The organism is Bhargavaea massiliensis (assembly GCF_018390575.1).
Classification (GTDB): Bacteria; Bacillota; Bacilli; order Bacillales_A; family Planococcaceae; genus Bhargavaea; species Bhargavaea massiliensis.
Map to the genome: position 1 here is coordinate 350415 of NZ_JAHBCJ010000001.1, position 12381 is coordinate 362795.

At 49.2% G+C, this 12381-nt stretch carries 12 protein-coding genes and 1 pseudogene; 1 reads left to right on the forward strand and 12 read right to left on the reverse strand.

Translation table 11 applies throughout. The features are described from left to right. Positions 1–47: 47 nt before the first annotated feature. The 10 genes and pseudogenes from KHA84_RS01880 to KHA84_RS01935 all read right to left on the reverse strand — a co-directional run bounded on the left by KHA84_RS01880 (position 48) and on the right by KHA84_RS01935 (position 10893). Complete coding sequence (locus tag KHA84_RS01880) at positions 48–1061, reverse strand: tripartite tricarboxylate transporter substrate binding protein (RefSeq protein WP_157294666.1); 1014 nt, start codon at positions 1059–1061, stop codon at positions 48–50. 140 nt (positions 1062–1201) lie between these two features. Continuing rightward, positions 1202–1891 (reverse strand): response regulator, encoded by a 690-nt coding sequence (locus KHA84_RS01885; RefSeq protein ID WP_213421685.1) that lies wholly within the window; start codon positions 1889–1891, stop codon positions 1202–1204. Between the two features lie 4 nt (positions 1892–1895). After that, the gene (locus tag KHA84_RS01890) at positions 1896–3506 is read right to left on the reverse strand and encodes an ATP-binding protein (protein ID WP_213421687.1); all 1611 of its coding nucleotides are present in this window, start codon (positions 3504–3506) and stop codon (positions 1896–1898) included. A gap of 306 nt (positions 3507–3812) precedes the next feature. Beyond that, entirely contained in the window at positions 3813–5003 is a 1191-nt protein-coding gene (locus tag KHA84_RS01895; protein ID WP_213421689.1) for a DHH family phosphoesterase, read from the reverse strand. Positions 5004–5101: 98 nt separating this feature from the next. Beyond that, positions 5102–6064, reverse strand: a complete 963-nt coding sequence (gene aac(6') / locus KHA84_RS15555; protein ID WP_336511067.1) for an aminoglycoside 6'-N-acetyltransferase — start codon at positions 6062–6064, stop codon at positions 5102–5104. Beyond that, positions 6036–6281, reverse strand: a complete 246-nt coding sequence (locus KHA84_RS01910) for a hypothetical protein (RefSeq protein ID WP_213421691.1) — start codon at positions 6279–6281, stop codon at positions 6036–6038. Before KHA84_RS01910 ends, aac(6') begins: the two co-directional genes overlap by 29 nt. Positions 6282–6293: 12 nt before the next feature. Then, positions 6294–7076: pseudogene (locus KHA84_RS15345) on the reverse strand (phosphotransferase family protein). A 1-nt stretch (position 7077) separates the two neighbouring features. Beyond that, on the reverse strand, positions 7078–7530 hold the full coding sequence (locus KHA84_RS01925) for a hypothetical protein (protein ID WP_213421698.1): 453 nt from the start codon (positions 7528–7530) through the stop codon (positions 7078–7080). A gap of 27 nt (positions 7531–7557) precedes the next feature. Then, positions 7558–10476: a DEAD/DEAH box helicase gene (locus KHA84_RS01930; RefSeq protein WP_213421700.1), complete on the reverse strand. Its 2919-nt coding sequence runs from the start codon at positions 10474–10476 to the stop codon at positions 7558–7560. 15 nt (positions 10477–10491) lie between these two features. Further along, the gene (locus KHA84_RS01935) at positions 10492–10893 is read right to left on the reverse strand and encodes a (deoxy)nucleoside triphosphate pyrophosphohydrolase (RefSeq protein ID WP_236823082.1); all 402 of its coding nucleotides are present in this window, start codon (positions 10891–10893) and stop codon (positions 10492–10494) included. 268 nt (positions 10894–11161) lie between these two features. Between KHA84_RS01935 and KHA84_RS01940 the strand changes: the two genes are divergently transcribed. After that, positions 11162–11545, forward strand: a complete 384-nt coding sequence (locus KHA84_RS01940; RefSeq protein ID WP_213421704.1) for a VOC family protein — start codon at positions 11162–11164, stop codon at positions 11543–11545. A 61-nt stretch (positions 11546–11606) separates the two neighbouring features. On the opposite strand, the gene KHA84_RS01945 is transcribed toward KHA84_RS01940, so the two are convergent. Beyond that, on the reverse strand, positions 11607–11783 hold the full coding sequence (locus KHA84_RS01945; RefSeq protein ID WP_213421706.1) for a hypothetical protein: 177 nt from the start codon (positions 11781–11783) through the stop codon (positions 11607–11609). A 194-nt stretch (positions 11784–11977) separates the two neighbouring features. After that, positions 11978–12262 carry a DUF6509 family protein gene (locus KHA84_RS01950; protein ID WP_213421708.1) on the reverse strand — a complete coding sequence of 95 codons (285 nt, stop codon included), beginning with the start codon at positions 12260–12262 and terminating at the stop codon, positions 11978–11980. Positions 12263–12381 lie beyond the last annotated feature (119 nt).

A 12381-nucleotide genomic window follows, 5' to 3' on the forward strand; every position in this document is an offset into this window, starting at 1 on the left:
TCTCTAACATAAAAGGACGGCCGGTTGAGCCGAGCCGCCCCCTACTTTTATTTTTCCATGCCGAGCGCCGTCAGCAATTCAACAATGACCTGCTCTTGCTCTTCCAGGTAGGTTGTGAACTCTTCGGCGTTATGGTATTCGCTTTCCCAGCCGTTCCGTTCGAGTTCAGCTTGCCACTCTTCCGTTTCAGCCATTTCTGCAAGCTTGATGGACCAGTAGTCGAATGCCTCATCAGACATTTCCTTCGGGGCGAAAATTCCGCGCCAGATCGTGAACTCAGCATCAATGCCCTCTTCCTTGAATGTAGGGACGTCCTTCAGCTCCCCGTCAAGTCTCTCTGTCGAGCTGACTGCAAGCACGCGCACATCTCCAGCCTTCACATATTCCGCGATGGTGGAAGCATCGGTCGCGATGACGTCTGCGTTATTGCCGAGCAGGGCGGCTACCGCTTCGCCTCCGCCGTCATAGGAAACGTATTTGACCGATTGCGGATCAATGCCATATTCGAATGCAGGAAGAACACCAACCAGATGGTCCATGGAGCCAGGTGCCGATCCGCCGGCCAGAGTCACTTTCTTAGGATCAGCCTTGATCGCTTCCAGAACGTCTTTCAGCGTCTTGAACTCCGAATCCTCACGGACAACGATCGCCCCGTAATCACGTGTCAGCTGTGCAAGCGGACGTGTGTCTTTATAGCCGTAAGGGCTGTTGCCTTCCGCTTTGTTGTTGTTGATGAGAATGGGTGGAGATTTGACCATCAGCGCGTAGTCGTTTTTCGCTTCTTTCGTTGCGAAATCTGCCATGTAGACTGCGCCGCCCCCTCCAGGCTTGTTCTCCACGGTAATCGCCTTTTCGACCAGATCTGTGTCATTCATCGTTTTTGCGATTGCCCGGGCGGTCAGATCCCATCCGCCGCCGGCACCCGACGGCGCTACGATTGTAATGTTGCGCTCCGGATAATTGGAACTCTTGTCCGCCTCTGCGTTATCCCCCTCAGAACATGCTGCTAGGCTCAAAGCCAACGATCCTGCCAATAAGACAGCCGATAGTTTTTTCCACATATCGCTTTCATCCCCTTCGATCAATATAAAAAGACAGCGCATGAAAGCGCTGTCTAAAATTTATCAGAACCTTTGACCTATTCAATGTTTATGAGCTTAAAATGTACTTAAAAACCTTTTCGTCTTTTTGTTCGTTTTGTTCACGGCTTTTTCAGGAAGTATCTTCTTTCCGGACGCCCGATCATCCCGTAGATAAGTTCGGCACCCGCCTTTTTTTCCGTCACGAGATATTCCAGATAGCGTCTTGCCGTGGATCTGCTGACGCCGATTTCCCGGCCAATCTTCTCTGCCGTCATCCCCTCTTCGGCAGTGTCCAGAAATCCGGTGATCTTTTCCATCGTGATCGGATCGATGCCTTTTGGAGTTGCCGCTGGTTCTGCAGAGGCTGCATCGGCCTTATTCCACAACAAGCGGATAGATCCTTCCGGCAATTTGCCTTCCCCGGCGAACGCCTCCCGCTTCACTCTGTAGGAAAGCAGGCTTTCCCTGAAACGGTCCAGTGTCAGGGGTTTCAATATGTAATCCGCCACCCCTCCGCGGAACGCCTTTTTGACAATCTCTGCTTCCGCAGCCGCCGTGATGACGATAATATCCGAGTCGCCGCTATGCTCATGAATATAAGAAATGAGTTCTGTGCCGAGCATGTCCGGGAGATAAACATCCAGAAGGACGAGATCCGGCTGCAGAGCTTCAATCCAGTCCTTCGCCTCTGCCCCGGTATTTGCTGACCCCACGACCGTGAAGCCTCCAATCTTGTCGATGAACCGGCGATGGATGTCGGCAATCCGCTGATCATCTTCAATAATCAGAACTTCAATGGTCTCATGCATGAATTTATCCTCCTTTCGGGATGGAAATGATGAACATGGCGCCGCCAAGGTCGCCTGTCTCGTAATAGAGATTGCCTCCGAGTTCGCTGACGTAATTGGCGACTGTCACCAGTCCGTAACCCCGGTCCGATCCTGATTTGGTGGATATCCGCTCCCTGAAAAGCGTAATTTCCACTTCTTCCGTAATTCCCGGTCCCGAGTCTTCCACTTCTATGAGAATCTCGCTGCCGTTGTCCAAAATGAAAATCCGGACCACCCTGGCGGACTCGGGATTCTTTTCCACGGCCTCGAAAGCATTCGTCACCAGATTTCCGAGGATCGATACGAAAAAGCTTTTCTCGAGATGTTCCGGCAGTTCCCCCATGGCACTGTCTTCGTCGAGAACCAACTGCACCTTCAGCTCCTTGGCCCTATTAAAGAGACCGATGACAATTCCCCCGAGGAAGGGGTCCTGCAGCCGCTCCATAACGAAACTGATCAGCGACTGATGCGCCTCGGTCTCTTCGTGGATAAGACTCAGCGCCTCGTCCAGCGAGTTCAGCTGGATCAGACCGGAGATCGTATAAAGAAAGTTGTGGTACTCATGCGTCTGGGCTCGCAATGCCTCCGTATACTGTTTGACCTGTGACAGTTCCTCCGTCAGCCGGTCGATGTCTGACTGCAGGCGGAAGCTGGAGACTGCCCCGACAATCCGGCCGTCCACCCGGATCGGAATCCTGTTCACGACCGCCTTCTTGCCGTGGATTTCCATCGGACGGTCGAGCATCTTTTCTCCTGTTTCCATGACGCGGGGAAGGAGTGTATTGGGCAACACATCCTGTATGGGGCACCCTGCCAGATCCTCATCCTCCGGCAGGGCCAGGACATCACGGGCGGCCGAGTTGGCCATCGTGATATCTCCCTCCGAATTGACCATGATGATCGCTTCCCGTACGGATTCAATCAGCACACTGCGCTCCGTGAAGTGGCGGGCAATCTCCGCGGGTTCAAGTCCGAACAGTTCTTTCTTGATGCTCCTCGACAATAAGCCCGAGCCGGCAACACCAAGAAGAATGGACGCCAGGACAATATAGGCAATGTTGTCGATGTAGTCGAAAAAGATGGATGACAGATCGGTTTTCAGGAAGCCGACCGAGACGACGCCAATAATGTTGCCCTCTCCGTCCGTGACCGGTGTCTTGCCCCGCAGGGCGGGACCGAGTGAACCGACAGCTTCGGATATGTAGGACTCCCCATTTAAGAGGGCCCGTTCATTGTCATCCCCCACCATCTTCTTGCCGATCCGGTCCGGAACCGGGTGGGCATAACGGATGCCTTCGGTGTTTCCGATGACGACATACTCTGCCCCCGTCTGTTTGCGGACGGTTTCGGCAATCGGCTGCAGCACTTCTGTCGGATCCTCTGCAAAGAACCCTTGCCGGACATCCGGCCTGTCAGCCGTCGTCACGGCGATATTCAGCGCCCGCCTCCCGACCTGCTGCTCAATCCCTTGCGTCATGGTGAAGTAAAAGAGGACGCCGATGAGAATGGCAAGCAATGAGACAAAAAGCGCGCCGTACAGGAACAGCCGCGTCTGGAGTGACTTCGGCCTGATGATTTCTTCTAAGCCCTTCATGTCCCGGGTTGCGGTTCGGCAGAACGGTCATCCCGCTCCGAACAGTCAAAACAGAGCAGTCGCCCGTTCTCAGAGACCCCATTCAAGAAGCCGTCCAGGCAATATATTTCCTTTCCGCACTCCCGGCACCTTCCGACTAATTCCTGCATCCCCATCCCTCCTTTCACCTATTATATCGAAAAACGAGAATGACTTTTTACTCTTCTGAAAACTCTTATGGGCTACATAATAAAACTCCCTCCACAGCCGGGATCCTGATGATCGCCAGTTTGCATGGAGGGAGCTTTTCGTCTTATCTTTTCCGAATCAGGAATCCGCTTCAGCTTTTTTGAGACGGTCAAGCAGGAACTTGACGAACTGGTCGTCATTCAGCAGCCAGACGCTTCTCTCGCGCTTCAGGAACGTCTCAGCGTCCCGGAACGTTTCAAAGGTCTCGTCCTGTGTCCGGCCGTTGCGCTCGATCCCCCAGCGGCCATCTTCAACCGGATGGACAAAGTACAGGTCGCCTTCCGGTGCGCGGTAGATTGTGCCGAACGGCGATTCTTTGAGGTTGTAGCGGGTATGGCGGGCGTCTTCGCGGAGCGGGTCTTTCTGGAACGCCGCTTCCACGTAGGAAGCAAATGCCTCTTTCGACATTGAGGCGCCGCTCGCCTTGGCATGACCGCCGCCGCCGAACGTGCCCGCCACTTCCGATACATCGACATCGTCATGAACGGTGCGGAACGATACTTTGCGGCCGCCCATGTTCAGGATCACAATGTAGTCAAGATGCGGATTTTCCTTTCCGAGCTCATTGCCGAGCTCAGAATGGTACGACTCGGCATGCACGACGCCGGCGTAAAGGCCGTCGTGCTCGAGCTGTACCATTTCACGGCGCTTTTTGCGGATGTAGCGCGCCATCTTGTCATCTTCCATGTCGAGCAGCTGCTTCTCAAACGGGTCAAACTGGAACGGGGCATCAGACTGAATCCGCTCCAGCATCTTCGACTCGAACTCGTCGAACGAGACCATGAAGAACAGCGCATTCAGGCGGCGTGCCTTGTCGTTGCCGTTTTTCTCCCATTCCCATGTATCGTACTGCCGCACAAGCTCAACGAACTCGTCCGCAGCACGAGTAGACTCCAGGAAGCCCTTGTCAATCAGGTAAGCATAGAGGAGCGATGTGGCCGATGTCAGCTTGCCGTCCTCCTGCTCGACCGTGACGTTGCCCCATTCGTATTCGTTCAGATGAAGCGCTGTCTTATGATGATCGATCAGCGTCACTTTGCCGCCTTTTTTGATGAATTCCTCGATCCGGGTTTCGTTTTCCTCATCCACCGACAAATCGGTGATGATCAGTTCCGTGCCGGTATTTCCTTCTCCCAGGAACCGCTCCACTTCGCGGTCCAGCATCTGTACGGAATTGTATCGCACGTTCACATCGTCCCCGAACGCCAGCTTCGCCACGATGCCGCAGCCGATGCCGTCCAGGTCGTTGTGGGACAATAATTTATACACCGAATCACCTCAAATAATTGCTTTGAACACTTAACCAAGTATACCCGTTTTTCGGACGGTTTTCTTGTGAAAGTAAAAAGGAGGAAGCCGAAAATTCGTCATTCCTCCTGCCAGGTCCGCTGGATATCCAGTTTGCTCCCAATCGAAATCCGGTATACATCCGGGTTTGTTAGCCGTCTCCACTGCTCAAATCCAAACTGCCGGTCGAAATCATTGATCAGCAGTGCCACAAGATTCCCGTGCGTGACAAGTGCGGTGCATGAACCTTCGGGAAGCTCGTCGAGCACGGAACGCACTCTCGTCGCAGCTTCCTTTCCGGATTCTCCTCCCTCAAATGAAACGTCCGGATCCGCGAAAGAATGCTTCAGCTTCTCCATCCAGTCATCCATCGGAGCGGCACTCAGCACTCTTTCCGTAAGCCGGTCATCCGTAGAGAAAGAAAGCCCGCTCCGATCCAGAAAAGGCCGGATCGACTGACGGGCACGCAGAAACGGACTTGAAATCACCGATCCGATTCCAAGATCCATCAAGTGTTCTGCAAGCTGCTCGGCCTGTGCATGCCCTGCCCGAGTCAGCGGGGCGTCCCGCTCCTGCCCTTCTGCGGCGCAATGCCGGATGACATAGACTTGCTTGACCATCAGTGGTCGTCTCCGATTGGCTTCGTTAAAGCCGAGGGCGAGATGGACCTGCAGGCTGATTTCATTATCCAGCTCACAATCACTCGCGAACTCGCCGCAGCCTTTTTCCCTCGCCCACTGTTCTGCACGCCCCACGAGCTCACGGGCAAGTCCATCCTGTCTGTAGGCCTCTTTGACATACAGTCCTTCCAGGTAACCGACCGGGGAGGTCGACGTGCCCTCGACATAGTCGTGCCGGAGCTGGACCTGTGAGAAACCGACAGGCTCCGTTCCGTTAAACGCGAGGAAAACCGCCGCTTCCGGGTCTCCGATCAGCTCCGAAAACTCCCTTTCCAGCTCCTCCACAGTATGGTCCGGCCAGAGTAGCAGTGCCAGTTCCGCGGCAACCCGGGCGTCACTCTGTGTGGTCTGCCGAATGTTCATGTGCCTCCCCCTTTTCATCCAAACGCTCCAGAACCGCAGCCATGCCGTGCATCAGAATACCGATTGAGACGATGATCACGAGCACGCTCAAGGCGACCATTAGATTAACCAGCCCACTCTCAGGCCCCCCACCTGCATCAGCCGTCCCGATCCCGGCAATGATTCCGACAATGACCATCGCGCTTCCGAACAGCTTCAGCCAAAACGTGATCCCCATTTTCATCCCCCGTCAATAGAATTCGTATAGCCCTTCTGCATAATACTGGTACGTTTCCGAAGAAATGCTTTTTCCATAACATGCAAAAAAGAATTCATGGTCCTCGGGCCAGCTGAAAATACCCGACTTCGGCCGGACAGCCAGCGCAATATCGTAATCCGGGTCCCCCGACGTACCTCCGCTCCAGTCAATGATGCCGGTCAGCCGGTTGTCTTTCACCATAACGTTATCGACCGTGCAGTCACCATGAATCAGGCACTCCCACGTGATCGCAGGACGCCCTTTCTTTAAGCGCTCCATCAGCTCAGGCGAGCCGGCCGTCTCATAACGATGAAGGTTGTCCTCCGCCTCTTCCAGCATGCGCTCAATTCAGGGACGGCCCTGCTTAAGATCAGCTGGCACTGGCGTCTGATGAATCATTCTGAGTGTCTCTGCAAATGCCTGGATAATCTGCAGGCGTCCGCCGGGATCAGTCGTCCGTCTTAACGCACTGCGCACTGTCTCTCCCTCAATAAACGACATCAAAGCCCAGCTGCAGACCGGTTCTTCCAGAAAGGCAATCAGCCGGGGCACCGGCAAACCGGTTCCCGACAGAGATTTCAACACCTCAGCCTCCCGCTTGAGCCACTCATCAAATGGCGGCTCCTTCGAGCGCTTGAGTACAAACTTCCCCGTATCCGTTGTCAACAGGGCCACTTCCGACGTCCCGCCCTCGGGCAAACTGTCCACACTGTGGATCGTTCCGGGTATCTTTTCAGCTATCCACTTGGGGATATCTTCACGATGGATTGGCATGTTATTCACCTGTGGATGACTTGGCCACAGCCGGCATGTTCAGTTCCACTGTAACCGCTCCGGAACCATCGCTTGTCACCAGCCAATTTGAGGACAGCATGTCGTTAAACTGCTCCAGATCTTGCGGGGAGAGCCGGAGTCCCTGAATCCCCGTCTCCATCAGCGAATAATCCCGTTCCTCTTCTTTGCCGAACCGCATTCGGAGCAGGTTCTTTAACCCGTTGAACGTCACGAATTTCACTTCATAGCCGTCAAAGAGAGCCGACCGGAACACCGCCAGATCCTTTCGCGCAGCCTTCACTAGCTCGCTGTAATTAAACCGCGGTTCAAGCTCTTTTAGCCGTCCGGCATTCTCCTTCTCGACAAGAGTGATGATTTCTTCGTTTGACACTCCTTTGCTGCGGAGCGATTCGACCATATAGGCCTCCATCAAGGTTAGTTTTGGTTTGGTCAATGGATGTTCCCCCCTATGCCACCAATATTATTGAACTTGACCAGCAGCATAGTTATCTTCTGCACCAGTTAAATACATAAAGAGTGGATGCTCTACTTCATTTTCTAAAAGCAAATTCATCGTTACGACTGGTAGAGTCCTTCCGTTTTTATCAAGCATCGATGTCTGCTCAACAGAACTTTGATCAGGAAGAGCTTTTCCTAAGTAATAAAAATCGGTTCCCTCATCATCGTCCTTCTTAACGAAGATGTGAATATCAATATCCCTTTCCTGGGCTTCAATAATTTGTTTAACTTCATTCGATTGAACTGTTCGATTGCTTCTTGTATACCATTTCAAAACATCTGCACTTACTAATTCGTCGCCATAATTGATACTTGCTTCAACATCATCATGTTTATGATAGGTAATAAATATCGGGCAATCCCCATGTTTGACTTTGTAACCGAAGATTGCAGCACTTTCATCATTCTGCCAGTTTAAAAGTCTGCAGGTATCTTTGCGTGTATACTTTTCATAAAGCGTAAATGGTTGTTTCGTATTGTAACGCTTAGATAGCTCGAGGCCTGTTAGCAAAACATCTTCGATTAGTTCCAAGAACCGGCTATTGGATGATAGTCTTTCTGAGATTCGCGAATTAAACCGAAACTGATCTTTCTCATCCAATTCAACAACTGGTATTTCCCCGTACTTTTTTCGAGCCGTCACTGTGAAATAAGTTAAGTCAAAGATCCGTTTAAGCGAGGTCATCGTTTCTTCATCTGTTTCTAATTCACTGTGTTCTAGAATTGCCTTGTATGATGATTCTGAGATAGAACCACACTTGATCAACTGATCAAGTAAAATCAGCTCATGTTGTCTTTTCCCATCTAAAATTTCATTAGATAGCATTGCTAGAACTTGTTCCTCATACTTACTCAAAAATGGTTCAACTTCCTTTAACCTTAAAAGAAATTGATAGTAGGTAGAATATTTCTTTACAAGTGTAACCGGGTCAATTGAGTGATTGATTACAAAATCAAATAACCTCGGAATTCGCCCAACCCTGTTCTTGAGGTGAATATAAGCTTCTCTCATGATTTTTAAAGTCGTGAGATTACTACTGTTGATTGATTTGTATATCCGTTCCTTTGCAACGGCTTCAAAGTTTACCGTAGACGTACCAGTTACATAGCTAGTATCAGTCATATGTCTTCGAATGTTATCTTTGTTTTGGCTGTTGTCACCAGATAATGCAACAGGAATGAGATAGTTATTTTTATAGTTTCCAATAAAATCAATGACGGTAACAAATTCTTTGCTGTCATGCTTCCTCAAGCCACGACCTAGTTGCTGGACAAAAATAATACTTGATTGGGTTTGACGAAGCATGACGACCTGATTCACACTTGGGATATCAATACCTTCGTTGAAAATATCAACAGTTAAGATGTACTCGATCTCTCCATTTTCCAATCTTTGAACTTGTTGAAGCCGAACTTCTTGATCGTCATCACCCGTCAAAGCGACTGTTCGATAACCGCGGCTGTTTAACAAAGTTGATAGCTCTCTCGCCTCATCTTTTCTACTACAAAACATCAAGCCTCTTATCGCATCTCCTGAATGCCCATAGTACTCAATCTTTTCCACTAGATGGTCAACACGGTCTGCTGCTGTCAACTTTGATAAAATCTCTCCAGAATCATATACTTCGTCTTCAATATAAACATCACTAACGCCAAAATAATGGAAGGGACAAAGCATATCTTCTTCCAAAGCTTCCTGAAGTCTTATTTCATAAGCGATATTGTAATTGAACAGCTCGAAGATATTAAAATCGTCAGTGCGTTCAGGGGTTGCCGTCATTCCCAAAAGAAACTTTGGTTGGAAGTAATCGATTACCCTTAAGTAAGAGGGTGCCCCTGCTTTATGGACTTCATCGATAAGAATATAATCAAATTCTTCTGGGTCAAACTGTTGAAGTTTCTCTTGTTTGGAGATGGTCTGGATCGTTGCAAAAAGATATTTCTTGTCGTGTTCTCGATGGGAGCCTCCTAGAATTCCAAAGTCATCATCTGTCCCTCCAAGAATACGTTTGTAGTCTTCTTGAGCCTTTCTAAGAATCTGTTCCCGGTGAACAATAAATAATATCCTTCTAGGTCTAAACCGTCGTACGTCAAAAGCAGACAGGTAGGTTTTCCCGGTTCCCGTTGCAGAAATGACTAATGCCCGTTGATGCCCTTCTTCACGTACCGCCTCAATTTCTTTAAGTGCAGCTTTCTGCATTGAGTTAGGTTCAATTTCCAAAGCTTCTTGCAAACTGTTCTTCCCGTAGTGAGAAGGCAATTCAGAAACCTTTAATGTGCTATTGGACACCTCAGGTTGATAATTGGACTCATATTGATTAATCCATTCCTCATTGAGCGGCTGGGCTTTATTCCATACTTCTTCAAATTGTTGCTTAAAGTGATGAATGATGTCCCCGTTATCATGTGAAGTCAGTTTAACGTTCCATTCATGGTTTACTTTCAACGCATGAGCCGTTAAGTTAGAGCTTCCAACAATGAGTGAAGTGTAATGCTTATGCGAGAAAATATAACCTTTTGAATGGAACCCTTCTACGTTCGCTAAACGCACTTCCACATTGTTGAGCTTTTGTAGTTCCCTAAATGCTTTAGGTTGATTAAAGTTCAAAAATGTAGAGGTAAGGATCCTGCCTTTTATCCCCTTTAAATGTAAATCATATAAATGGGACTTTAGCGTTGCTAATCCACTTTCAGTTATGAAAGCGACCGAAAAAAAGAATGACCCACATTGATCTAATTCTTCTATGATTGTGCTTAATACAGTTTCTCTTTTCTCTACGTCGTTAGTTACTAGACGAGGTTTAAAACGCTCAACAGCATGTATTTCCTTATCGATAAACCCCTTTGCTAGAGACCCTTTTAAATTCCCAATAAAACTCATAGAACCACCTCAAAATTATGGTGTAACCGATTGTGATAGTTTCTCAATAGCTGGAATATCTGCAGGAGCCCAATCAAGTGTATGTAAGTTTTCCGGTTCAAGCCATTTAACATCTATGTGTTCTGTTAAGGTCAAATTACCACTCACCAACGCACAATGGAACGTGGTCAAATGCACAATGCCAAACTCATATTCATATACTGTGTGTTCGACTCTCTCGCCAACTACAATCTCACAGTTCATTTCTTCGAGAATTTCGCGTTTAAGGGCTGCTTCCGGTGTTTCCCCCTGTTCAATTTTTCCGCCAGGAAATTCCCACTTATACGCAAGGGTTTTGGTAGCTCCTCGTTGAGCACAAAGAATTTTACCATCCTGCCAAATGACTGCTCCTACGACATGAATATTCTTCTTATTCAACAACATTCACACTCCGTTTCCATGTTATTTACATTTTATCATATCTATCAACGCCCATATCTTCTCATATAGAGCCTAGACTGTCCTTTGGGAATAAAATCTCTCAAATTCCCCCAACCTAATTCCATCAGGAGTGATGGGATTGAAGATGATAACGACGATTAAGCCACACCACCGCCCAAGGGGTGTTTTTTTGTTGGTAAATATAAAGGAATTCCATCCGCTTTATAGAAGGCTAAGATTAGACCTCACTGAAAGGTGGATGCTGATGAATTCAACTGCTTCTCCGATTGCCGGCAAGGTCAATAATGTGTTTGTTCACGTCAGCGACCTCAAGAAATCTGCAGCTTGGTACAGCCGCTTGCTCGGGCTTCCGTTTGATGAACGGGATGTTGAGTCGCCTGTTTACAATGTCCCTGTTACCTCTAAAGTTGGCCTGACACTGGATGACCACACGTTCGATTCGGGATTTAGCCTACAGCCGTCTGATCACGTGCTGTTTAACTTTTATGCCGAGGATGTCGACGAGGCTTACCGGTTCATTCGGGAAAATGACATTCCGATCGCAAGAGAGATTGAGAGGATCGGCGACTTTTGCTATTTTAATTTCCGGGATCCGGACGGCAATGTGCTGATGATCTGCAATAACTAATCATATTTTTAAACAATGAACAGCGCCCTCCCGCATGATGCAGGGGGCGCTGTTCGCTCGTTTACTGATACGTGATGTTCCTGAGTTCTTCTTCGCCGAAGCCGTTCTCCAGCCGGAAGTCCCGTTCCTCGCGGATTGTATGGACTGGTCCGCCCTCATCAATCATGTTGAGGACTTCTTCGTAGTCACCGGGCTGTGAGCCGGTCAGGTTCGGCTTGCCGTTTGGATGCCTTACCATGTGAATCCCTCCTTACTTTTAATGAGCCAGAGAGACTTGGAGACAGACAACCTTTCCTGCTATCATTATACGAAAATTCTGTCCTTTTAGAAAGGAGATTGCTCTAAAATTTGCGGTTGTTTGCTTTATTAAGTGAAGGGAAGAATAAGTGCTGAATCCATGAAAAAACGGACCGGTGCATCCGGTCCGCGGCGTCATGCGTCTTTATTATTACGGCAATACTCGAGGACCTCTTGTTCCTCGTCTTCTTCAAGTGCAAAACCCATCGGCTTGCCGGTGGCGGCTTCGATGAAGTCGTAGTTTGCGATCCATTCGCGGCCGTCGTGTACGGCGAAGAGAACGCGGAGTTTCACGCCGCCTTCCGTGTATAGCTCGTCCTCTTCATCAAGATCGAGTTCCAGGAAGAACTCATAGCGTTCCCCTTCAATGATTCCGGTCGGGTCGTTCAGAAGTTCGGCCGTGTATCCCGTGATTTCCATGTGCAACATCCTTCCGTTCCGTGGTCGTGTTTTTATTATACCCGAGAGGGGCGCGCGGGAAGCGGTGGAAACCGAATTTGAGCATTGTTAATAGTTTGTTCATATCTGTCCCTTAAAAT